Origin of the sequence: Lactococcus lactis (genome assembly GCF_029023865.1) — a bacterium.
Lineage (GTDB): Bacteria > Bacillota > Bacilli > Lactobacillales > Streptococcaceae > Lactococcus > Lactococcus lactis.
Genome location: NZ_CP118969.1, coordinates 1,554,554 through 1,577,240 on the forward strand (window position 1 = coordinate 1,554,554; position 22,687 = coordinate 1,577,240).

A 22,687-nucleotide genomic window follows, 5' to 3' on the forward strand; every position below is an offset into this window, starting at 1 on the left:
GATTTTTTTTATTTTATTTTTACGCTTGCAATTTTTTCAAGATCATCAGCAATTGGATGTCCATTGCTTGTTCGATCTGATAATGATAAATCGCACAAATTGATATCGTATTTCTTGCCAGTCTCACTGATAACTTCTAATACTTGTTCATCAGTTTCTTTTGTCGCTGGTGCTTTAGCTTGACTGAACAAATCTAATTCTTCGGTCAATGCTGATAAATCAGCAGTTGAATTGATTAAGCCGGCTGCAAAGACGGTATGATTATTTGTCTTCAATGTTCGTAGTACTTGAAGGCCACGGTTAGCACGTGAGGTGGCCGGAATATCATCCGTCTTAACACGTTTGATAAATGCCCGTTGAGTCAAAAGGTACCAACTATTTGAGTTAACAAAGAAGGCGGACTTAATTTTATCGCCATTTTTGAGATTCATGGCCTTGACTCCTGCAGCTCTAGCACCCAAAACTGGAACGTCATCAAGATTAAAGCGAAGGGCATAACCATTTTCAGAAATAAGCATGAGGTCTGCAAATTGAACTGGAGTGATTAGAACAATTTCATCATCTTCTCCTTTAAGTTTAGCATATGGAGTAGATTTTGAACGATAGGTCCGCCAAGGGGAGAAACTTTCACGTTCAATTTGTTTTATTTGTCCATTTCTTGTGACAACCAGTAGATTTTCACCAGCAAATTCGTCCACAATCTGAACAAAAATTACTTTCTCATCAGCTGAGAAATTAGAGAGACTTTGAGATAGATGCTCACCAATATCTTTCCAACGGATATCAGAAAGTTCATGGATTGGGCGATAAATGACATTGCCAAGATTTGTGAAAAGTAAGAGATGTTGAGTTGTTTTAGCATTGGCATAATAAAGGAGCTCGTCATCATCACGTTTACCAATTTCTTCAAGTGCTGAGGAAGCAAATGAACGTGGTGAAGTACGTTTGATGTAACCTGAACGAGTTACTGAAACTACAGTATCCTCTGCCACAATCAATTCGCTCGCTTCAATTTCAATGGTTTGAACTTCATCTTGTAATTCGCTACGGCGTGGTTTGGCAAATTTTTTCTTAACTTCACGAAGTTCGCGTTTCATTAAATTAAACAAGGTACGTTCATCGTTAATAATCGCTTTAAGTTCGAGAATTTTTTGCTCTAATTCAGCTTGTTCATTTTGTAGAGTGACAATATCGGTGTTGGTCAAACGATAAAGTTGTAAAGTAACAATGGCTTCGGCTTGCTCTTCGGTAAATCCAAATGAAACTTTGATATTTTCTTTGGCATCTGCTTTATTTTCTGAAGCACGAATCGTTGCGACCACTTCATCTAAAATAGAAACCATGCGAATCAACCCTTCAACAATATGAAGTCTTTTTTCTGCTTTATTTAAATCAAATTGTGAACGTTTAACGATAACATCTTCACGGTGTTTGACATAAGAACGGAGCATTTGTAAGACACCGGTTTGAACAGGAGTCATATTATCAATTGCGACCATGTTGAAGTTATAATTCACTTGTAAATCAGTATTTTTAAACAAGTAATTCAAAACAAGCTGGCTATCAGCTTCTTTCTTTAATTCAATTGCAATCCGAAGCCCTTCACGGTCTGACTCATCTCTGACTTCTGCAATTCCGGGCACTTTAGCATTGACACGAACATCATCAATTTTCTTGACTAAGTTTGCTTTATTGAGCTCAAAAGGAATTTCAGTAACAATAAGTTGCTCACGACCGCCTTTCATTGGTTCAATATCGACTTTTGAACGAACAACGATGCGGCCTTTTCCTTTTTCGTAAGCTTTTCTGATTTCGCCTTTTCCTTGAATAATCCCACCAGTAGGAAAATCTGGTCCTGGTAAGAATTCCATGATTTTTTCTACATCAGCTTTAGGATGGTCAATCATATGAATGGTTGCATCAATGACTTCCCCCAAATTGTGAGGTGGAATATCTGTCGCATAACCAGCTGAAATCCCGGTTGATCCATTGACTAAAAGATTTGGGAAAGCTGCTGGTAAAACCGTTGGTTCTTTCTCAGTATCATCAAAGTTCCAAGCTTGACTTACTGTATCTTTCTCAATATCTGCTAAAAGATAGCCTGAAATTTCTGAAAGACGGGCTTCAGTATAACGCATAGCGGCTGGTGGGTCACCATCCATTGAACCATTATTACCATGCATTTCGATTAAAGGTTCGCCCATCTTCCAGTCTTGACTCATCCGAATCATTGCTTCATAAATTGAGCTATCTCCATGTGGGTGGAAATTACCCATGACATTTCCGACTGATTTCGCTGATTTACGATAAGACTTATCAAATGTGTTTCCGTCTTTATTCATTGAATAAAGAATACGGCGTTGTACCGGTTTTAAACCATCACGGATATCGGGAAGGGCCCGCTCCTGAATGATATATTTTGAATATCGACCAAATCGGTCACCCATTATATCTTCTAATGGTAAGGTTTGAATGTTTGACATATTTTAACTTTCTTTTTAGAAAATTTGTTTACTTTTTTAATTAATTATTTGCTAATTTATAAATAAATCTTTGATTTTTTACTGACAGTTCTCTGCTTTTGGCATTCTACAATATAAAATCACTTTTTCTATTCTACCACAAAATCAAAACGAAAAAAACTTACAAATTATTTATTGGTCAAAATTGATAAGATTGTTTATCTCTTTAAAATCTACTGACAGCTTAATTTGAAGTGAAAAAATTACTGACAAAGCTGTCAGTAAATTATTTCATCTTAGAATTTCAAAATCATATTGACATGTTTAATATCATCTTCGTAAAAGGGTTCAGAATTTTCAACAAAACCAAATGAAGCATAAAAATCACGCAAATAATATTGTGCTTCAATTGTTACTGCTTCTTCCCCATCTTCTTTAAGGACTTCTAAGGCTTTTTCAATGAGTCCTCTTCCCAAATTTTGTCCACGAAATTCAGGATTGACAAGGACACGCCCAATTGAAGCCTCTGCAAATGAAATCCCTTTGGGAAGTAGGCGACAAAGGGCCATCAGTTGACCATTTTCATTTTCTAACCAGAGGTGTTTGGCTACTTGGTCTTTGCCATCAAGCTCTTGATAAGGACAGTTTTGCTCCACAACAAAGACAGCAGTACGCAGGCTTAAAAGTTGATACATTTCATCTAATGTAAGTTGATTAAAACTTTTTTCTTTCCAAATTGCTGTCATTTTTCTTCCTCCATAATCGTCACGAAATTGGCTTTTTGCATTTCTTTTAGAAAATCAGAATGAATTTTCACTTTCTCTGAATTATGTAAACGAATATTTAAACTCGAACCTACGGAGTACTCTCGTTCAATCGAAATTCCAAGAACTTCAAATCGTTCCCATTTTCGCTCAAGATTTTGCTGATAATAGACTAAAGCTTTGGTGATTGGTAAATTTAACTTTCTGCGAAGGCTGTCAGTAATTTCATCAGAGCTGTCACCAAATAAATCTAACTGACCGAGTTCGTCAGTAACTTCTGATTCTACTGACAGCTCAACTTCTTCAATTTTCTGTAAATATTGATAAAGTTTTGCCGTGATTAAGCAGTCGTTGAGCGCGTCATGCGAACGTAAATCATTCATTTCTAGTAGGTCTTTAAAATTTTCTAGAGCATAAGAAGACATAGTTAATAACTTTTTACTTTCTGCCAAAGTATCATAGACACGAAAAGCCTCAACATCAGTAATGGCACAATCAATAATGGCCTGATAAAGAAAAGAAATATCAAAAGGAGCATTATGAGCCACTAATAAATGGCCTTTGATGAAGTCTAAAAATTCAGGTAAAATTTCTTCAATCGTTGGTTGATTTAACAAATCAGCTGGTTTTATGCCAGTCAATTGTGTGATTTCAGTTGAGACATAAGAGCGTTGATTTTTTACTAACTGATTAAATCTAGCTTGCTCTTGATTATTCTCATCATATTTTACCGCTCCAATTTGAATAATTTCATTTTTTTGTGCAGAAAATCCTGTAGTTTCAAAGTCAAATACGACATATTTCTCAGACATTTTTATTCAGTTCCTCGATAATTTCTCTTGTTTTAATTAATTTCCCAAATTTTGGTATTTCGTCAGTTTTTGTTTTCTGGAAGTTTTTTAACTTTCTGTCAGCACAGGCGTCTTCAATTATCATCGCTTCAAATCCCAAATCCGCCCCATCTCTGGCTATTTTTAATACTCCATTACTCATAGACACACCAGAAACATAAATTTTACTGACAGAATTATTTTTCAACTCGTCAGCTAAGCCATAATCAGATTGTTTAAATGCTGACGGCCCATATTTTACTAATTGATGTAATCTTGGATTTTTATCCAATTCATCTTGCAAAATCATCCGTGAAAAAGCTTTTTTAGCTGATTGCCAAAGTATTTTTGGTTCAACAGTCACCATATAAACTGGCTGATTTTTTTGGTCAAATGCAGAAATTAAAGCTCGATTATTTTCAATAATTTTATCCCAGCCATAAGGAACAGCATCTTTCGCTAATTTTTTAATGAATGCTTGCAAATCAATAATAATTAAAGCTGATTTTTGCATTTTTTCTCTTTTCGTTTTTTATCTTCTTTTAGAATTTCTTCCATTATATCATAGCTAACAAAATGAAACAAAGTTTCTCTTGCTAGCTTTGCTGGCTTACGAATAGGCTTGTTGTTACACCTAAAGTGAGCAATAGTGATACTTACATCATAAATTAAAGTAAAAAACCTCGAAAAATCGAGGTTAATTATTAAAGAAAGTAACTTAGAATACTGTTTCTTCTTCCATTGTAAATTTCACATTATTTTCAATCCATTTACGACGAGGTTCAACTTTATCCCCCATCAGTACTGAAACACGTTTCTCTGCTTGAGCTGCATCATCAATGGTCACTTGAATCAATGTCCGAGTTTCTGGGTCCATTGTTGTCTCCCAAAGTTGGTCAGCATTCATTTCTCCAAGTCCTTTATAACGTTGCAAATTAGCATTTTTACCAAATTGCTTGCGAAGTTCTGCTAACTCACCATCTGTCCAAGCATACTCAATTTTTTCTTTTTTGCCTTTTCCTTCACTCATTTTATAAAGTGGTGGAAGGGCAATATAGACATGACCCGCTTCAACCAATGGTTTCATATAGCGATAGAAGAAAGTCAATAAGAGCGTTTGAATGTGTGCTCCATCAGTATCGGCATCGGTCATAATAATGATTTTGTCATAATTACGGTCGGTCAAGGTAAAATCTGCCCCAACGCCTGCACCAATGGTATAAATCATTGTATTGATTTCCTCATTTTTGAGAATATCTTGCATCTTAGCTTTTTCGGTGTTAATGACTTTACCACGCAAAGGCAAAATGGCTTGGAATTTACGATCTCGTCCTTGTTTAGCGGACCCTCCGGCAGAATCTCCTTCGACCAAATAAAGTTCATTTTTATTTGGATTTTTTGTTTGAGCAGGGGTTAATTTACCAGACAAAAGTCCTTTGTCTTTTTTAGATTTCTTTCCATTTCGTGAATCTTCACGCGCTTTACGAGCCGCTTCACGAGCCTCACGGGCTTTGATTGCTTTACGAATCAAATTTTGCGCCAATTCGCCATTTTCCATCAAATAGAAACTTAGTTTCTCAGAAACCAAAGAATCAACAACTGGACGAGCTAAAGGAGAACCCAATTTATCTTTGGTTTGTCCTTCAAATTGGAGATGTTCCTCAGGAATTAAAACTGACAAGACGGCTGTCAAACCTTCACGATAATCCGAACCTTCGAGATTTTTATCTTTCTCTTTGAGTAAATTTACTTTACGAGCATATTCATTCATTGCTTTCGTAATTGCCGTCTTCAAACCTGCTTCGTGCGTTCCGCCATCTTTTGTTCGGACATTATTGACGAATGAAAGAATGTTTTCTGAATAGCCATCATTATATTGAAGGGCAACTTCAACTTCAAAACCATCTTGTTTTCCTTCAAAATAAAGAACTGGAGTCAAACTGTCTTTATCTTCATTAAGATAAGAAACGAAATCTTGAACCCCATTTTCATAATGAAATTCTTCTTTTTCATCTGTTCGTTTATCTTCAAGACTAATCGTCACTTCTTTTAAAAGAAAAGCAGACTCATTTAGTCGTTCTGAAATGATATTATATTTAAATTCTGTTGTCGAAAAAATGCTAGAATCCGGCATGAAGGTAACTTTAGTTCCTGTTTTAGACTTTGGTGCTTTCCCAATTTTTTCTAAAGTTGTCGCTGGATGTCCACCATTTTCAAAACGTTGACGATAAACAGTCCCGTCACGAGTAATTTCAACTTCTAACCAAGTCGAGAGGGCATTTACGACTGAAGATCCAACACCATGGAGTCCACCAGAAGTTTTATAACCCCCTTGACCAAATTTACCACCTGCGTGCAAAATAGTAAAAATTACTTCCACAGTTGGAATACCCATGGCGTGTTTCCCAACTGGCATTCCCCGTCCTTCATCTTCTACTGATAAAGAACCATCAGCATTAATGGTCACTGAAATTCTGTTACCAAAGCCAGATAAAGCTTCATCAACCGCATTATCTACAATTTCCCAAACCAAATGGTGCAAACCAGTTCCGTCAGTTGATCCAATATACATTCCTGGACGTTTTCTGACAGCATCCAATCCTTCAAGAACCTGAATCGCACTGTCATCATAGTTATTAATATCTATTACCATTTATTTTCCTCTCATCGAAAGCCTATATCTTCTATCTAAATCACTATTTTTTTATCCACAATGAGCTAATAAAAAATATTCATCTTGATTATTGTACCTTGTTCAGAAAGCTTTGTCAAAGGACTGCTGACAATTTTTTCATCTAATAGTAAGAATTTTTCCAAAAGTAAGTGAAGATGTTTCAATATTGTCAGTAATCTTTATTAAAAATATGATATAATTGTACAGTTAAAAGAGATTATCGATTTTAAACGAAATAAACTTCGGAGAACTTATGCTTACTATTATTCTTCTTCTCATTGCCAGCTATCTTTTAGGGGCAATTCCATTCGGCTTATGGATTGGCAAGATTTTTTTCAAAAAAAATCTCCATGACTATGGCTCAGGAAATACTGGAACAACCAATACTTTTAGAATTCTAGGTGTAAAGGCAGGAATTTCAGTTTTTGCTTTTGACTTACTAAAGGGGACACTTGCTACTCTTTTACCCCTTTTCTTCCATATCAATGGTGTTTCACCTCTAATTTTCGGTTTTCTTGCTGTCATTGGACATACTTTTTCAATATTCGACCGCTTTAAAGGTGGTAAAGCTGTTGCAACTTCTGCTGGTGTGATTCTTGGATTTAGTCCGCTCTTCTTAATTTACCTTCTTGTTGTCTTTATCATTGTCCTATGGCTTTTTAGCATGATTAGTCTCTCTAGTGTGATAGGTGCTGTATTTGCTTTATTGGGAATTCTTATTTTCCCTAGCATCGGATTTATTCTTACTTCCTACGACCTTTTATTCTCAATTATTATTTTTGTTTTAGCAATTATTATTATTTTACGACATAGAACAAATCTCAAAAGAATCAAAAATCATTGCGAATCCCTTGTCCCATTTGGTTTAAACTTATCAAAACAAAAAGAAAAATAGCACAATATGTTGTGTTATTTTTATAATTTTACATAATTCAACACAATATCTAGTATCTTTAATTTGACTAGATATTTTTTTTACGATAAAATAAGACTATAAAAAGTTGAGAAAAAGTCAAAGACTTTTTACTCTCACTAATAAAATACGTTTGTCCTCAAAGGAGATTTAAAATGGTTACAGTCTATTCTAAAAACAATTGTATGCAATGCAAAATGGTCAAAAAATGGCTCTCAGAACATGAAATTGCCTTCGATGAAATCAATATCGATGAACAACCTGAATTTGTTGAAAAAGTGATTGAAATGGGATTTCGTGCTGCACCTGTCATTACTAAAGATGACTTTGCCTTCTCTGGTTTCCGTCCTAGCGAATTAGCAAAGTTGGCTTAATATGAAACTTGCTTATTTCAGTGTGACTGGGCAAACACGTCGCTTTGTTTCCAAAACAAACTTACCAAATGTCGAAATCAGTCCTGACCATGATATAGAAATGAATGAACCTTTTCTTTTGATAACGCCAAGTTATGCCGAAGAATCTCCAACTGTTTCTAAATCAATAGATGTTATGGACCCTGTTTTTGACTTTATGGCTTATAATGATAATTATAAACATTGTCTAGGAATTATTGGTACAGGAAATCGTAATTTCGCAGGTATTTATATTTTTACTGCTAAAGAACTCTCTGCAAAATACCAAATTCCGCTTTTATATGATTTTGAGTTTAATGGTACACCAGCCGATGTTGCTGCTGTCGAAAAACTCACTACACAGCTTGACAAAGGAGCGAAAGTCACCTTCAAAAATCCGCTGTGATTTTATGGCTTCACCTTAATGAGTGAAGCCTCTTTATTTTTAACTTTTTATTTCTATTAATTAGTTTGAACTTATTATAATATTAGAGTTCATCCCTCTGTTCTTTATGGTTGAACGCTTTAAGAAAGGTCACTTATGTCTCTAAAACAACTTAAAGATGTAACTTATTTCAAGCTTAATAACGAGATTAATATTCCCGTTAATGGTAGCATTCCTCTTGCTAAAGATAAAGAAGCAATTACTGCTTTTTTTAAAGAAAATGTCGAACCTAATCGTTATGAAGCCGATACATATATCGATAAACTCAATTGGCTCGTTAAAGAAGAATATCTAGAAGCTGAGTTTCTTGAAAAATATAAACCCGAATTCATTACCAATCTTCGGAAAGAATTGAGTAAATTTGAATTTCATTTTGATTCATTTATGGCTGCTTACAAATTTTATAATCAATATGCCATGAAAAACAATGACGGTTCTCTCTATCTTGAAGATTTTGAAGATCGTGTGTTAATGAATGCTTTATACATGGCTGACGGCGATGAAAAATTAGCTAATAATCTTGCTTTTGCAATGATTAATCGTCGTTATCAACCTGCGACTCCGACTTTTCTAAATGCTGGACGTAAGCGTCGTGGTGAATTTGTTTCTTGTTTCCTTCTACAATTAACTGATGATATGAATTCAATTGGACGAACAATTAACTCTGCCTTGCAACTTTCTAAAAATGGTGGTGGTGTTGGTCTGAACCTGACTAATTTACGTGCTGCTGGTGCACCTATCAAAGGTTACGATGGAGTGGCAGCTGGTGTCGTTCCTGTCATGAAACTTTTTGAAGACGCCTTTTCTTATGCCAATCAATTGGGACAACGTCAAGGTGCTGGTGTTGTTTATTTATCACTATTCCATCCAGATATTATGGAATTCTTGTCCACTAAAAAAGAAAATGCGGATGAAAAAATTCGTGTTAAAACACTCTCTCTTGGGGTTACTGTTCCTGATAAATTCTATGAATTGGTTAAAAAGGGAGAAACAATGTATCTCTTTGAGCCATATTTTGTTGAAAAATATTATGGTAAACCTTTTGCCGAAGTCGATATTACAGCTGAATATGACAAAATGGTAGCCAATCCAGAAATTCGTAAAACACCGATTAATGCCCGTGAACTTGAACAAGAACTTTCAAAACTTCAACAAGAATCTGGTTATCCTTACATCGTAAATGTTGACACAGTCAATCAAGCTAACCCTGTTGATGGTGTAATTTCAATGTCTAACCTTTGTTCTGAAATTTTGCAAGTCCAAACGCCTTCTGTTTTGAACGATGACCAAACTTATAAGGTTGTTGGAACTGACGTCGCTTGTAACTTGGGTTCAACTAATGTTTTGAATATGATGACTTCTAGCAATGAATTTGGAACTTCTATCGAAGCAATGGTTCGCGCTTTAACTTTCATCTCCGAAACTTCAAATCTCGATACTGTTCCAACTGTTCGTAAAGGTAATGATGAAATGCATGCGATTGGGCTTGGAGCAATGGGCTTACATTCTTTCTTAGCACAAAATCAAATTCATTATGACAGCAAAGAAGCCGTTGAATTTACTAGTGTTTATTTCATGTTGTTAAACTATTATACTTTAGTGGCTTCAAATAAATTAGCTGTTGAAAAAGGGTCTAGCTTCAAGAATTTTGAAAAATCTGCCTATGCTGATGGTTCTTATTTTGATAAATATTTAACACATGATTATTTTGCAGCTGTCTCTCCTAAAGTTCAAGAACTTTTCAAAGGGATTGCTGTTCCAACAATCGAGGATTGGACTGCTTTACGTGACACAGTAAAAACTTCTGGACTCTATAATTCATATCGTATGGCAGTGGCTCCAAATGGTTCTATTTCTTATATCAATGACTGTTCTTCTTCTATTCACCCAATTGTCAATCGCATCGAAGAACGTCAAGAAAAGAAAGTTGGGAAAATTTATTATCCAGCTGCTGGACTTGCCACTGAAACAATTCCTTATTACAAATCAGCTTATGATACAGATATGCGTGCAGTAATTGACGTTTATGCAGCTGCTACAGAACATGTTGACCAAGGTTTGTCACTCACTTTATTTATGCGTTCAACTTTACCTGAAGGTCTCTATGAATGGAAAGTGGCAAATAATAAAATGACAACTCGTGACTTGTCTATTTTGCGTAACTATGCTTACAAAAAAGGAATCAAAACAATTTACTACATTCGTACATTTACTGACGACCAAGAAGAAGTCGGTGCTAACCAATGTGAAAGTTGCGTTATTTAATACAACAGAAGCATTGGTGCTAAAGCATCTATTGCTTCTACGGAAGCCGCTAAGACGGACTTTCTATTTTCTTACTTGTTTTCATTCATTAAAGTATCGTCAATGAATGAAAATGGGGTAAGCATTTGCGAAATGTTCTAAAACGATTATTGACATTAACTTTTGATAAATTATCGAAAGTTTTTGGTCTAATGAGTCCCTATTTTTACTGACAGCTTCGTTGGTAAGTGAAAATTTACTGACAGAATTTATGACTAAGCTAAAAATACTGACAGTATTTTCTGTCAGTAAATAAATGAGAGAAAGGAATTGAGTTTGCCCTTTTTAAAGCAGGCTCATATCTTAAAATATGTCTGAAACTGAAAATCTTACTGTCCCCACTTATTACAGTGCCATTGACTGGAATTCTATTGAGGATTCTATTGACAAATATACTTGGGAAAAATTAACAAGTCAATTTTGGTTAGATACTCGTGTTCCTGTATCTAACGATTTAGATGATTGGCGTAAACTTCCTCAATTGGAACGTGATACCTTTGCTAAGGCCTTTGCTGGTTTGACATTGCTTGATACTTTGCAATCTGTTGATGGTGCTGAAGTGCTCAAACATGATGCAAGAACACCTCAAGAAATTGCCTGTTTCAACAATATTCAATTTATGGAATCTGTTCATGCAAAGTCTTATTCAACAATTTTTTCAACTCTAAACACGAAAAAAGAAATTGAAGAACTTTTTAATTGGGTAGATACCAATGTTTATATGCAAACAAAAGCCGAAATCATCAATAAAATTTATGAATCTGGTACTCCTTTGCAAAAGAAAGTGGCTTCTGTTTTCCTTGAAACTTGCCTCTTCTACTCTGGTTTCTATACCCCTTTGCGCTATCTTGGAAATAACAAAATGATTAACTCAGCGGAAATTATTAAATTAATTATTCGTGATGAGTCAGTTCACGGTACTTATATTGGTTACAAATTCCAACTTGGTTTTAATGAGTTATCTGAAGATGAGCAAGGTGAATTCCGTGATTGGATGTATGAATTGCTTTATCAACTTTATGAAAATGAAGAAAAATATTCGCATTTACTTTATGACAAAGTCGGTTGGACTGATGAAGCTTTAACTTTCTTGCGTTATAATGCCAATAAAGCTTTGATGAATCTTGGACAAGATCCACTTTTCCCTGATACCGCAGCAGACGTTAACCCAGTGGTTATGAATGGAATTTCAACTTCGTCATCAAACCACGACTTCTTCTCACAAGTTGGTAATTCATACCTTCTTGGTGAAGTGGAAGCCATGTCTGATGAAGATTATGAGATCTAATTAAACAAATTTAAGAGTCTGTCAGTAAATAAGTAAAAACTTATTGACTGACAGCTTTTTTTAGCAAAAAAAAGAGAAGATTTAACTTCTCTTTTATTTTTATTAAATTTTAAGGAAACGACGCATTGATAAGAGGGCTCCAAATGAACCAATCAAAATACCAATCACGGCCATCAATCCAACTATTGCAGGAATGAATTGATTTGTCGCATACATTTCAAGCTTTTGTGATTGAAGACTTGGTGTCAAGCTAACAAAAGCAAGGCGGTAAGCCCAAGCAACAATAAGTCCTGGAATAATTGAACCTAAAAGTCCAACCCAAGCGCCTTCCAAGAAGAAAGGCCAACGGATATAACCATTTTTAGCCCCAACCAGACGCATAATTTGAATTTCACGTTGTCTTGATAGGATAGTAATTCGAATGGTGTTAGAAATCAAGAAGACAGCAACGAAAATTAACAGAATAGCCGCTGCAGTTCCCCAAGTTCGAATTCCCTGAGCAATTTGGAAAAGTTTTGCAGTATTTGCACCACCATAAGTAGCTTTTTCAATTCCTGAAAGTTTTGATATTTTTGAAGTGACTGATTTTACATTTGCTGGTTTATCAGCTTCAACAATATAAGCATCGTAAAGTGGATTGGCATCACCTTTAAAGAGATTCCAGTTATTTCCTAAGGCCTTTGTTAGTCCTTTCAACTGAGCTTCTTTACTTGAAAAAGTAACAGTTTTTACATTAGGAACTTTTTTGATTGAATCGTAAATCTTCAGGTGGTCAGGATTATTGATTGTTTTTTTATTATCTTTTGGATCTTGAATTTTTGTCTCTTGATCATGAACATCTAATTTCATGTAGGCAACAATCCGAACATTGTTTTCAATCCCATTAGATATTTTTGAAGTATTCAAGATAACTGAAAGGAAAAGTCCAACTAAAACTAAAGTAATTGTTACTGATGAAACAGCCGCAACTGTCATCCAACCATTACGTTTTAAGTTTTTGAGCGACTCCAAAAGGTGTTTGAAGAAATTTCTAATCATCGTAGCCGTAAACTCCTTCCTCTTGGTCGCGGACAATTCGTCCGTTTTCAATTGCGATAACACGATGTTTTAAAGTGTTAACGATTTGGCTATTGTGGGTTGCCATCAAAATGGTTGTCCCTTGAAGATTAATTTTTTCAAGCAGATTCATGATTTCCCAAGAGTTTTCAGGGTCTAAGTTCCCTGTAGGTTCATCAGCAATCAATACTTTTGGTGCATTGGCAATTGAACGAGCAATTGCTACACGCTGCTGTTCCCCACCTGAGAGTTCATTTGGAAATGAACGAATTTTGTGTTTCAGACCAACAAGGTCAAGCACTTCATTCACTCGTTTTTTAATTTCACGAGGACTTTTCCCAATAACTTCCATGGCGTAAGAGATATTTTCAAAAACAGTTTTCTTTGGCAAAAGTTTATAGTCTTGGAAAACAACTCCAACAGAGCGACGAAGCATTGGCACATCACGACGTTTTAATTTAGATAAATCATATTGCGCAACTGTTCCAGAACCACGGTCAATCTTTAATTCACGATAAAGTAGTTTGATAAAGGTCGATTTCCCGGCTCCTGATGGACCAACGATATAGGTAAATTCTCCCGGCTCAATTTCAAGCGAGATATTACGCAAAGCCGTTGTTCCATTAGAATATTTCTTGGAAACATTGCTTAATTTTATAATACTCATAGTACCTTTCCTATGCTAGATTTTTCTTCCAAGTCCTAACAAACGTTAGGACTCGTCCGTAAAATCCATTTTTTTAATCACTATGGATGTTTTTAAATTCTGCTCTCAAAAAACAAGAAAACGGGCACACACGTACCTTTTCTTTTTTCTAAAATAACAGAACTTTTAGCCCTACTGACAACTTCATAGAATGAATCCATCAATTGAACTCTTATAATTATATCAAAATAAAAGTGCTTTAGGTGGCACTTTTATTTTATAACCTTTTCATTAATAACTTTAATGTTTCGTAAACATTTCAAACATACGAAACTTTAATTTATAATCTACAAGTTCCAACGGAGATAGGCATTTATAAACCCGTCCAATTCTCCGTCCATCACATTTGAAATTTGTCCAGTTTCATAACCAGTACGCGTATCTTTAACTAATTGATAAGGCATGAATACGTATGAACGAATTTGACTTCCCCAAGAAATTTCTGATTGGTCACCACGAAGTTCATCAACTTCAGCTTGCTTTTTATCCATTTCTAATTGATAGAGTTTCGATTTCAGCATAGCCATCGCTTTATCCCGGTTACCATATTGCGTTCTATCCATTGTAGATTGCACAACAATTCCCGTTGGGATGTGAGTCAAACGCACACCAGTAGAGACTTTATTGACATTTTGTCCACCAGCTCCACCCGAACGGAAAGTATCCATTTTAACATCGGCATCACGAACATCTACTTCAATAGAATCGTCCCACTCAGGCATCACATCAACTGAGGTAAATGAAGTATGACGACGATTGGCTGAATCAAAAGGTGAAATACGTACTAAACGATGTACTCCTTTTTCTCCTCGCAAAAAACCATAAGCATTTCGTCCAACAAATCGAAGGGCAACTGATTTCAATCCGGCAACATCTCCGTCTTGATAGTCGAGAATTTCAACCTTAAATCCATGTGCTTCGCCCCAACGAGTGTACATCCGCATCAACATTGAGCCCCAGTCCTGCGACTCTGTTCCCCCAGAACCTGGGTGAATTTCAAGAACAGCATTCATATGGTCATAAGGTTGATTGAGCATAATTTCAAGCTCATAAGATTCAATTTTTTGACCGAGCGCAATTGTCATTTCCTCTAACTCAGCTTGCATCTCTTCGTCAGCTTCTTCTTGAAGCATCTCAAGCATCGTTTGCGCTTCCTCAAGCATATTATTCATCGCTTGATAATTGTCATACTTGGCTTTCAAAGCATTTGATTCATCAATCACTTTTTGAGCCGCTGCTTGATCATTCCAAAATTCAGGTTGTGCCATATCGTTTTCTAAAAGAGCTATTTCTTCTTCCAAACGCTCAAGATCTAATGATTCCCGAAAGCCATTAATCTTCTCAGCATATCCTTCAAGTAAATTTCTAATTTCTGATAATTCCATAGTAGCATTATACCATATTCACTACTTATAAGCCTAAAGTAAGCTATTCAATAGATAATGATTCATCAAAAATTTATTTATTAGATAGAACTTCTATCACATGCTATAATTTTATTATGACTAAAAAAAGACGCTTGGCTGTGATTTCTGATTTTCATATGGATTCTAATCATTTTTCTCAAGAAGAAATTGATATTTTTCTGTCTCTTTTAAAGGATTTAAAGATTACAGATTTACATTTTGCTGGTGATATTTCAAATGATTTTCACGGAATTTCCGAACCATTTTTCAAGCAAATAGAATTACTGACAGAGCTGTCAGTCACTTACAATCTTGGAAATCACGATATGGTTGGTCTTTCTGAAGAAGAAATTTCTGTCAGTAATTTTCAAGTAAAAAATTTTGCTTCTACTGCTTTTGTCAGTTTCCACGGTTGGTATGATTATTCTTTCATGACTGGAAAAATTGATATAAAAAAAATCATAGCTTTTAAAAATTCATTTTATTTTGATAGAAAAATTCATCGTCAATTTGATGATATCAAGATAACAAATCTTGAATTACAGAAATTAGAAAAGTTACTGACAGAACTATCAGCAAATCCTAAGATTGATAGAATTATTGTCAGTACTCATTTCGTTCCTCATCAGCAATTTATCATTAATACTCGTTATGAAAAATTTGCTCGATTTAATGCCTACTTAGGTTCGCAACATTTTCATGAAACCTTTAAGAAATTTCCCAAAATCAGTGATGTTGTTTTTGGTCATCTTCATCAAAGACGCCTGCCATTAACTTTTGATAAAGTCCTCTATCACGCTCATCCACTAGGCTATCCTTATGAGTGGCAGATGATTAATCACTTTTTAGAAGAATATCCGCAGTATCAAATTGCCGAAAACTGGCATTTGCGCAAAAGATACAATGCGATCCGCAAAAGTTCCGATTGGTTAAAATTTCGTAAAGCCCATTTGCGGGAAGAATTTCAGTCTGCCTTGACAATTTTTGACTTGGATGACTAATATTTCTTGATAGTATAAAAACACAGTTCTACTACATAAAAATAAAAAAATCCGAACAATTATTAGTAATTTATTGCTTAAACTAAACATTTTTACTGTAAATTTCATTTAAAAAATGGTATATTAATAGATGAGAACTTTGAATTGAGAAAGAGAGAATAGCCTTGAAAATTCCGAAAGAAGGCGACTTCATCACGATTCAAAGCTATAAACATGATGGGAATCTTCATCGCACTTGGCGCGATACGATGGTTCTAAAAACAAATGAAAATTCAATTATTGGAGTAAACGATCACACATTAGTGACAGAATCTGACGACCGTCGTTGGGTGACACGCGAACCTGCTATTGTTTACTTCCACAAAAAGTTTTGGTTTAACATCATTGCTATGATTCGTGAGGAAGGCGTTAGCTACTACTGCAATCTAGCGAGCCCCTTCGTCCTCGATAACGAAGCGCTGAAATATATTGATTACGACCTTGACGTGAAGGTCTTCAAAGATGGAGAAAAAAAATTACTCGATGTTGAAGAATATGAACGCCACCGCCGCAAAATGCACTATCCAAAAGAAATTGATCATATTCTAAAAGAAAATGTCAAAATTCTTGTTGACTGGATTAACAATGAAAAAGGACCTTTTTCTAAAGAGTACGTCGAGATTTGGTACAATCGTTATCATCAGTTAAAAAAAAAGTTACTGACTTTCTGTCAGTAACTTTTTTTATTTATTCTTGATTTTTAAGTTCTTCTTGTTCTCTAGCCTGTCTACGATACCCTAAACTGTAAAAACCAGCTACAAAAATTGATCCACCTAAGAGATTTCCAAGATAAACAAACAAGAAATTATGAGCAAAATCTAGCCAGCTCGCTCCATTTTCAAAAATTGCTGCAGGAATAACAAAAGCATTTGCAATACTATGTTGAAACCAATCGCAACAAAAGCCATCACTGGAAACCAAACAGCCAATATTTTCCCTGCCGCATCCTTAGCTCCATAACACATCCACATAGCTAAACCAACAAACCAATTACAACCAATCCCTGATAGAAATTCTTGTGACCAACTCGCATTAATCTTTGCTTGAGCCAAACTCAAAAGTTCCGTCTTATAATCTCCTGTACCAGTCAATCCTACGAGATGCCCAAAGACGAAAGCGACAAAAATTGCTCCAATCACATTAAACAAAGTAATAATCAACCAATTTTTAAGCAAATCACTCAAACTTACCTTTTTAGCAAATAATGAAGTTGATACAGCTGTCATATTTGAAGTGATTAACTCACCACCTCCCAATAAGATAACAATTAAGCCAATTGGAAAGACACTTGCTCCAATTAAGCTCGCAAGACTTCCTAATTCCTCAGCAACGGAAGCTACTACTCTAATATAAAGTAAATAACCAAAGGAAATCATTGCTCCGCCAATAAAACCAAGCACAGCTTTTTCTAAAAATGGACGTTTAATTTTTTCCTGACCGTGGTGAATGGTCGCAGATAAAATTTCTGCCGGATTCATCATGATAATTTTTCTCCTGAAAGCGTATTTATAAAATAACTCATTCATTCTATCATAAATTTCTTATTAATACTAAGAAATACTGTAAAATCAGGCTTATACGATATTTTGTTGTTCATTTTACAATTTAAAAGTCAAGCTATTCGCTATTTACTTCCTAATATATCATTCATAAAATCTGCAACTGAACGGCTAGTATTTTCCAATGCTTCAGTTGAATTATTATATAGAGCGTATAATTCACCCTTATTCAGTTTATTATCTTTCTTATTTAACTCTTCTTCTACCACCTCATCAATCGCCTTCTCTTTATCAGGTGACGATATAATTATATGGGTATTCTTCGCAAAATTATTTAAACTTTTCTCATTTACTTCATTGTTTTTAGGATTCAATATTTTAGGTGTGACTGCTTTAGTGGCCAAGACTCCCAGCTCACTCCCCGTTTTTTTTAGATAATTAAAAGCGCCAAATGTAAATACACTTGCAAGAGCAGCAAAAATAATAATTTTTTTCATAATTCTCCCCTAAATCTTAATTTATATATATTTATTTTACTATACTTAGTAAGTACTATTCTTACACTTTTGAAAGTAATCTATAAAATATCAATTTTCATAAAAAAAAGCTATCAATTATGATAGCTTTTTTATTTATTTTACCCCGTGATTAAATCGCGTCTTCTATAAGCTCCAAAGCCAAGTAAAATTAATAAGACAGATAAAATTAATATGAATAAAACGGTAGGAAGATTCATTTTCTCAACTGGCAATTTAGTAATATAGTTATAAATGCTTAAATTTTCAAGCCATTTTGGCAAAGATAATAATTTTCCAAGATAAGTCATAAAAAGTAAGAAAGCAAGATATACCCAAATTAATTCTGCCAAACGAGGCACAAGCCCAAGTAACAGACTAAGTATTGCTAAAACAAATATGACAGCAACAAGCCAAATCATGCCAGATTTCATAATTTCTAAGAAGCTCAAAGCATTTTTATTACCCAACAGTTCAATAAATATTCCAAAAAGCGCTAAAAACTGAGCTAAAATTACTGACAGAATAGCTGTCAGTAAATAAGTGGAATACACTTTTAGTCGTGAAAGTGGTAAAGCATAAAGAGCTTCCAGACGATTTTTTCTTTCCTCGCTCACCATTTTTGTCAGTAAAATTACACCAAACGCTGCGATTAAGATTGACAATATCGAAAACAGAGTGACCATGAAGTTTCCTCTAATCGCACTCGCTGCCGTTTCATTCCCAACAAAAAGCTCCTTAACGGTTTTATTACTTGAAATAAATTGGTCCATTTGTCCAAACATTGAACCATAAACTAAGCCCAGAACAAAACTTGCCAAAAGCCAACCGATAATCATCTTTTTTTCAAGATTCAAAACGAGACCCGGAAATCCGAAATGTCCCTTTTTCCCATGAAGTCGCGCCTTTCTTTCGGGAAAATACCCCACTCCCACATCTCTTTTAAGCTCTAGAATATAGGATATTCCTAAAATTAGAAAAGCTAAGAGAAAAGTCAAAAAGACAGCTAACCAATTTTCATGACCTTTAACATAAGGAAAAGCTAGATAAGACCAAGACAGAGGATTGAACCAACCTATGGAAAGATTTGTTACATCTGTTAGCATTCGAACAATATATAACAAACCCAGTAAACCGAATGTCATCCCTTTAGTTGTACTTGCTTCAGAGAAAAATTGACCGAAAAGTAAAGCAAACATTCCCCAAAGGAAACCCTGAGCACTTGTTGTGAAAGCAAATAGAAAATTACTTTCTAAATGATTCAAGCCAGCCACGTTTTGGGCCTCTATTGAAAGAGCTAATAAGACAGCCATTATTAAATGTAAGAGCAAAAGTTCCATGACCAAAGCAGTCGTATTTGCCAATTTTCCAATAGAGTAAGACCGAAAAAGTTCTGTAATCCCATCATCTTCTTCTTTTCTGCTTCGCTTAACAACATAAATAATCGAAATGATAGCGAAAGTCAGCCCCGTAATTAAAGTCATGGTTTGACCAAAAATCGGCCCCAGACTATAATTAGTTGGATTATTTATTGGAGTTGGTCCAAATAATCCGACCATTGCTGGATTTTTGACAAACATTGTATAAAGAGTACTAGCCGTCGCCGGATTCGAGGCAACTTCCATTTTCCCTGCCCCTGAAGCAGCAAAAGCAAGCATGCCTAAAATCCAGAAAACTAACTTAAGCCAATCCCTTTTTATCAAAGTCTTAAATAAAACTCCTGTATTATAAAGTGGTTGTTTCATAGTAAGCCCCCTATTGATAATGTCGCATAAACAGGTCTTCAAGTGTTGGCGGTGTAGCTTCAAGTTTCTTTACTCCATAAAGTAAGAGTGTTTTTAGAATTTCATCTATTGCATCTGAATCGGCTTGAAATGTCGCTTCATTCTCTTTAATTTATAAATCATGAACAGAAGATAATTCTTTTAAGCCAACTGCTTCTTGCTCCGTTTCAACTTTATACTGATATCTGGTCAAATGTCGCAAGTCATCAAGTGTGCCTGTTTCAACAATCTCTCCTTTTCGGATCACCGCTACCCTATCAGCTAATTTTTCAACTTCTGATAAAATATGACTTGATAAAATAATTGCTTTGCCAGCAGCTTTTAGTGCTTTTACTTCTTCTTGAAAAACGGCTTCCATAAGTGGATCCAAACCACTCGTTGGCTCATCAAAAATATAGAGCTCAGCCTCAGTTGCTAAAGCAGCAATGAGCGCAATCTTTTGTCGATTTCCTTTAGAATAAGAACGAACTTTTTTCTTAGGATTTAAATCAAACTTTTTAATTAATTGGTCTCGTTTTTCTTGATTGATTGCTCCATGAAGTTTTAAAAATAAATCAATCGTTTCTCCGCCAGATAAATTTGGCCAAAGGTAAACATCCCCTGGAACATAAGCAATTTTTTTATGAATCTCAATTGAATCTTGCCAGACATCCTTACCAAAAATTTGAACTTTTCCTTGGGTCGCTCGAATGATTCCAAGCAAAATTCTAATTGTTGTTGATTTCCCAGCACCATTAGGGCCAATATAGCCAAGAACTTCTCCAGCATTTACCTCAAAAGAAACATCTTTTAAGGCTTGAAATTGACCAAAGTTTTTTTGAAGTCCTTTTACCTCAACTAACTTATCCATCTTTCTTCCTCCTGAATTTTATCCTCTATTATCATAAAATGTACTGAATTATTACTTATAGTTCATATTGTACGCTTACATTTGAAATAGTTCAAGAAAAAAGCTATAATTTTTGATAGTAAATACCCAATCCAATCAAGTTGAAAGGAACTTTTATGAATCAAACAGAAAAAAAGAAAAAAGCGATTCTAGAAACCACTTTTCACTTATTAAACCAAAAAACAATTAGAGAAATTACCGTTGACGAAATTGCCCACAAAGCAGACGTTTCAAAAGTGACACTCTTTAAATATTTTCATAGCAAAAATCAATTGATTAACCAGGTTATTAGGCAAAATCTCAATCAATTGTCTATGGAAATTAAAACTCTTATTGAAAGTAATTTAGATTTTAATCAGACTTATCAAGCAATTCTTCAATTAAAAATTCAGCAACTTGAACATTATCAGCCGATTTTTTCAGAAAACATGATGACTCAATATACAAATCGTCCTGAATTACTAGATGATGATGCCCTTTCTTTACAGAAGCAGATTTATCTATTACTTTTTCAAAAAGGCCAGGCGGAAGGAAAAATTTCTAGTGATTATAGCCAAGAAGATTTTCTTCTGATTTTAAGTATTTTCAATTCAGGAATGAAAGGTTTATCAATGAATTTACTTATAGAAAAAGCTGAAATCGTTTCTCGTTTTTTCCTCAATGGGTGGAAATAAGACAAAGTATAAAAAAACTAGCAAGAATATCTAGCTAGTTTTTTTAATTCTCAATTTTTCTTAACTCATTAGCTTGTTCAACAAGTTTTCTAAGTCGGTGATTTACTCCAGACTTCCCTAAAGGGGGTTCAAGCAACTCTCCCAACTCTTTAATTGTTGCTTCAGGATTTTCTAGACGTACACGAGCAATTTCCTTTAAATTCTCTGGAAGTTGTTCTAATTCTTTTCTCTCATTAAGAAATTGAATAGCATTAATTGCTTCTTGAGCCGCCATAACTGATTTAGCAATATTAGCATTTTCAAAATTGGACTGCCGATTAGCTAAACCACGCATTTCACGCATAATCTTCGCCTCTTCAAATTTCAATCTTGCTTTCATCGCTCCAATTAAAGTCAAGAAATCCATTATTTCTTCAGCTTTTGATAAATAGAGTATCCAGCGATTTTTCCTTTCAATAACGCGCGCATTTAAACCAAAATCTCGAAAAATTTCTTGTAAATCTTCCGCATGTTCCTGATATACACTAGCAATTGATAACTGATACTCACCTTTTTCAGGATTATGGAGAGAGCCTGCCGATAAAAAAGCTCCTCGTAAATAGTCCTTTTTGATAAATTCATCATTTTTAACAAATTCTGGCACACCATTATCCAACATCAACGAATCTGCTAAACTTAATTCATCTAATAATTCACTCGCACCCTCAGTTATAAAAACCGTATAAACCCGATTTTTAGAGAGCGTAGTCTTTTGATGAACACGAATTTCAGCATGAACATCGTAGAGTTCTCTTAACATTTGATAAATATATTTAGCAGTTCCAGCATTTTCAGTCGTAATCGATAAAGTTAATCCATTAAAAATACCCACAGAGCCATTCATTCTGACAAGTGCCAAAAGTGCTCCAGTTGTTGCTAAATTACTTGTTAATTCTTTTTTTACATCACTTGTGAAACTCATAATTCTTTCTATACAGGACAGGATATTTTTTCCCTGCTCTATTCTTTCTGTCAGACTTTTTTCTTATAAAAATTTACTGACAAAC

At 34.8% G+C, this 22,687-nt stretch carries 19 protein-coding genes and 2 pseudogenes; 8 read left to right on the forward strand and 13 right to left on the reverse strand.

The genetic code is table 11. The features are described from left to right. Positions 1–8: 8 nt before the first annotated feature. From parC to parE, 5 genes are all read right to left on the reverse strand, one after another. The gene (gene parC / locus PYW37_RS07780; protein WP_003130980.1) at positions 9–2,483 is read right to left on the reverse strand and encodes a DNA topoisomerase IV subunit A; all 2,475 of its coding nucleotides are present in this window, start codon (positions 2,481–2,483) and stop codon (positions 9–11) included. A 275-nt stretch (positions 2,484–2,758) separates the two neighbouring features. Continuing rightward, entirely contained in the window at positions 2,759–3,208 is a 450-nt protein-coding gene (locus PYW37_RS07785) for a GNAT family N-acetyltransferase (RefSeq protein ID WP_003130977.1), read from the reverse strand. Continuing rightward, on the reverse strand, positions 3,205–4,038 hold the full coding sequence (locus tag PYW37_RS07790) for a 3'-5' exonuclease (protein WP_003130976.1): 834 nt from the start codon (positions 4,036–4,038) through the stop codon (positions 3,205–3,207). The genes PYW37_RS07785 and PYW37_RS07790 overlap by 4 nt, the downstream gene beginning before the upstream one ends. Further along, positions 4,031–4,570: a cysteine hydrolase family protein gene (locus tag PYW37_RS07795; protein WP_023189380.1), complete on the reverse strand. Its 540-nt coding sequence runs from the start codon at positions 4,568–4,570 to the stop codon at positions 4,031–4,033. The genes PYW37_RS07790 and PYW37_RS07795 overlap by 8 nt, the downstream gene beginning before the upstream one ends. Before the next feature lie 204 nt (positions 4,571–4,774). Then, positions 4,775–6,709 (reverse strand): DNA topoisomerase IV subunit B, encoded by a 1,935-nt coding sequence (gene parE, locus PYW37_RS07800; protein ID WP_023189381.1) that lies wholly within the window; start codon positions 6,707–6,709, stop codon positions 4,775–4,777. Positions 6,710–6,983: 274 nt separating this feature from the next. Here parE and plsY point away from each other — a divergent pair, with 274 nt between their 5' ends. The 5 genes from plsY to nrdF all read left to right on the forward strand — a co-directional run bounded on the left by plsY (position 6,984) and on the right by nrdF (position 12,072). Continuing rightward, complete coding sequence (gene plsY / locus PYW37_RS07805; RefSeq protein ID WP_025016625.1) at positions 6,984–7,625, forward strand: glycerol-3-phosphate 1-O-acyltransferase PlsY; 642 nt, start codon at positions 6,984–6,986, stop codon at positions 7,623–7,625. 173 nt (positions 7,626–7,798) lie between these two features. Beyond that, on the forward strand, positions 7,799–8,017 hold the full coding sequence (locus tag PYW37_RS07810; RefSeq protein WP_012897612.1) for a redoxin NrdH: 219 nt from the start codon (positions 7,799–7,801) through the stop codon (positions 8,015–8,017). A 1-nt stretch (position 8,018) separates the two neighbouring features. After that, positions 8,019–8,441, forward strand: a complete 423-nt coding sequence (gene nrdI / locus PYW37_RS07815; RefSeq protein ID WP_025016626.1) for a class Ib ribonucleoside-diphosphate reductase assembly flavoprotein NrdI — start codon at positions 8,019–8,021, stop codon at positions 8,439–8,441. 135 nt (positions 8,442–8,576) lie between these two features. After that, complete coding sequence (nrdE, locus tag PYW37_RS07820) at positions 8,577–10,745, forward strand: class 1b ribonucleoside-diphosphate reductase subunit alpha (RefSeq protein WP_025016627.1); 2,169 nt, start codon at positions 8,577–8,579, stop codon at positions 10,743–10,745. Between the two features lie 349 nt (positions 10,746–11,094). Next, positions 11,095–12,072: a class 1b ribonucleoside-diphosphate reductase subunit beta gene (gene nrdF, locus PYW37_RS07825; protein ID WP_023189384.1), complete on the forward strand. Its 978-nt coding sequence runs from the start codon at positions 11,095–11,097 to the stop codon at positions 12,070–12,072. 102 nt (positions 12,073–12,174) lie between these two features. Here nrdF and ftsX read toward each other — a convergent pair whose 3' ends face one another. The 3 genes from ftsX to prfB all read right to left on the reverse strand — a co-directional run bounded on the left by ftsX (position 12,175) and on the right by prfB (position 15,219). Beyond that, complete coding sequence (ftsX, locus tag PYW37_RS07830) at positions 12,175–13,110, reverse strand: permease-like cell division protein FtsX (RefSeq protein ID WP_023189385.1); 936 nt, start codon at positions 13,108–13,110, stop codon at positions 12,175–12,177. After that, positions 13,103–13,795 (reverse strand): cell division ATP-binding protein FtsE, encoded by a 693-nt coding sequence (ftsE, locus tag PYW37_RS07835; protein WP_003130964.1) that lies wholly within the window; start codon positions 13,793–13,795, stop codon positions 13,103–13,105. The genes ftsX and ftsE overlap by 8 nt, the downstream gene beginning before the upstream one ends. A gap of 326 nt (positions 13,796–14,121) precedes the next feature. Next, on the reverse strand, positions 14,122–15,219 hold the full coding sequence (prfB, locus tag PYW37_RS07840) for a peptide chain release factor 2 (RefSeq protein ID WP_025016628.1): 1,098 nt from the start codon (positions 15,217–15,219) through the stop codon (positions 14,122–14,124). 116 nt (positions 15,220–15,335) lie between these two features. On the opposite strand from prfB, the gene PYW37_RS07845 reads away from it, so the two are divergent. After that, complete coding sequence (locus PYW37_RS07845) at positions 15,336–16,241, forward strand: metallophosphoesterase (RefSeq protein WP_023189386.1); 906 nt, start codon at positions 15,336–15,338, stop codon at positions 16,239–16,241. A gap of 164 nt (positions 16,242–16,405) precedes the next feature. Continuing rightward, complete coding sequence (ntdP, locus tag PYW37_RS07850) at positions 16,406–16,957, forward strand: nucleoside tri-diphosphate phosphatase (RefSeq protein ID WP_025016629.1); 552 nt, start codon at positions 16,406–16,408, stop codon at positions 16,955–16,957. A 10-nt stretch (positions 16,958–16,967) separates the two neighbouring features. On the opposite strand, the pseudogene PYW37_RS07855 reads toward ntdP, so the two are convergent. From PYW37_RS07855 to PYW37_RS07870, 4 genes and pseudogenes are all read right to left on the reverse strand, one after another. Further along, positions 16,968–17,761: pseudogene (locus PYW37_RS07855) on the reverse strand (formate/nitrite transporter family protein). Between the two features lie 143 nt (positions 17,762–17,904). Beyond that, on the reverse strand, positions 17,905–18,276 hold the full coding sequence (locus PYW37_RS07860; protein ID WP_023189388.1) for a hypothetical protein: 372 nt from the start codon (positions 18,274–18,276) through the stop codon (positions 17,905–17,907). 140 nt (positions 18,277–18,416) lie between these two features. Next, positions 18,417–20,039, reverse strand: coding sequence for an ABC transporter permease (locus PYW37_RS07865; RefSeq protein WP_023189389.1), 1,623 nt, complete (start codon positions 20,037–20,039; stop codon positions 18,417–18,419). 10 nt (positions 20,040–20,049) lie between these two features. Then, a pseudogene (locus PYW37_RS07870) lies at positions 20,050–20,928 on the reverse strand (ABC transporter ATP-binding protein). A 155-nt stretch (positions 20,929–21,083) separates the two neighbouring features. On the opposite strand from PYW37_RS07870, the gene PYW37_RS07875 reads away from it, so the two are divergent. Then, complete coding sequence (locus tag PYW37_RS07875; protein ID WP_023189391.1) at positions 21,084–21,641, forward strand: TetR/AcrR family transcriptional regulator; 558 nt, start codon at positions 21,084–21,086, stop codon at positions 21,639–21,641. Positions 21,642–21,684: 43 nt separating this feature from the next. Here the strand turns inward: PYW37_RS07875 and whiA are convergent, their stop codons facing one another. Beyond that, a complete protein-coding gene (gene whiA, locus PYW37_RS07880; RefSeq protein ID WP_012897601.1) occupies positions 21,685–22,602 on the reverse strand; it encodes a DNA-binding protein WhiA in 918 nt (305 codons plus the stop codon). Positions 22,603–22,687 lie beyond the last annotated feature (85 nt).